The 1,355-nt window shown below is 71.7% G+C and carries 1 protein-coding gene and 1 pseudogene; one reads left to right on the top strand and one right to left on the bottom strand.

Annotated features, from left to right (window positions below):
- The first annotated feature begins 56 nt into the window (after positions 1-56).
- On the top strand, positions 57-1,049 hold the full coding sequence (locus DQW06_RS24990) for a YihY/virulence factor BrkB family protein (protein WP_013155229.1): 993 nt from the start codon (positions 57-59) through the stop codon (positions 1,047-1,049).
- Between the two features lie 63 nt (positions 1,050-1,112).
- Here the strand turns inward: DQW06_RS24990 and DQW06_RS24985 are convergent.
- Positions 1,113-1,355 (bottom strand): annotated as a pseudogene (locus DQW06_RS24985) (LysR family transcriptional regulator); the annotation flags it as partial.

Genomic DNA, 1,355 nt, shown 5'->3' with positions numbered 1-1,355 from the left:
CGCCCCGCATCCTCCGGGGCCCGGCCCCCGGGACCGGCGAGGGAAGGAGCGGGAAGATGGTGGGAGGCGACTCCTCGGACGCCTACGACGGCCGTTCCTCCCCGGAGGAGGCCGAGAAACCGACCGACATGTCGGCGTCGTCGTGGTGGGCGTCGCTGCGCCGGACCGTCGGCGAGTTCAAGGAGGACGCGCTGGCCGACCTCGCCGCCGGGCTCACCTACTACGCGATCCTGTCGCTCTTCCCGGCGCTGCTCGTGCTGGTGTCACTGCTCGGCCTCGCCGGGCCCTCCGCGACACAGACCCTGACCGACAACATCTCCGCCACCATGCCCGCCGACGCCGCGCGGCTGGTGACGACGGCCATCGAGAACCTCCAGGGCAACCAGACGGCCGCGGGCGTGTTCGGCCTGGTCAGCCTGGCGATCGCCCTGTGGTCGGCCTCCGGCTACATCGCGGCCTTCATGCGCGCCTCCAACGTCGTCTACGACGTGCCCGAGGGACGCCCCATCTGGAAGACGCTGCCGATCCGCGTCGGCGTCACCCTGCTGATGGTCGTCCTGCTGTCCCTGACGGTGGTCGGCGTCGCCCTCACCGGCAGCGCCGCGGCCTGGGTCGGGCAGCTGCTGGGCCTGGGCTCGACCGTGGTGACGGTGTGGAACATCGCGAAGTGGCCGGTGCTGCTGCTCATCGTGGTGTTCATGATCGCGCTCCTGTACTGGGCCTCGCCCAACGCCAGACGCGGGTTCCGCTGGGTCAGTCCGGGGAGCGTGCTGGCGGTCGTGCTCTGGCTGCTCGCCTCGGCCGCCTTCGCCTTCTACGTGGCCAACTTCGCGTCCTACGGCAGGACCTACGGGACCATGGCGACGGTGGTCGTCTTCCTGGTGTGGTTGTGGATCACCAACATCGCGATCCTGCTCGGCGAGGAGTTCAACGCCGAGATCGAACGCGGACGCGCCATCTCCGGCGGCCGGCCGGTGGACGAGGAGCCCTACGTGGACATGCGCGACGTGCCCAAGAAGAAGCACCGGGCCCACCGCCAGCAGGAGTGAGGGGCAGGGCCGCGGACCACGGGCGTCCCGTGCGTCGCACCCGCAACGGGTCCGGCCCGCTCCTCAGCCCAGGGCGTCGGCGAGGGCGGCGGCCAGGACCGGCACGCTCAGGTGCCGGTCCCCGCGCGGCCACACCAGGCCGAGGGACGACTCCGGCAGGCCGTTGACCGGGACGAGGACGAGTCCGTCCCGGTCGGCGTGGTCCGCGACGTCCCCGCTCAGCAGCATGGCCCCCCTCCCGGCCGCGATCTGGGAGAACCCCTCCCGCAGGGTGTCCACACCGGTCTCGTGGCGGATGGTCCTGCC

It is taken from the genome of Nocardiopsis sp. TNDT3 (assembly GCF_003427465.1).
Classification (GTDB): domain Bacteria; phylum Actinomycetota; class Actinomycetes; order Streptosporangiales; family Streptosporangiaceae; genus Nocardiopsis; species Nocardiopsis dassonvillei.
The sequence above is the reverse complement of the archived record's forward strand: the minus strand, read 5'-3'. Positions and strand labels throughout refer to the sequence as shown.

Coding starts and splice junctions, on each gene's coding strand:
- DQW06_RS24990 (WP_013155229.1), top strand. CDS start 57: ATGGTGGGAGGCGACTCCTCGGACGCCTACGACGGCCGTTCCTCCCCG.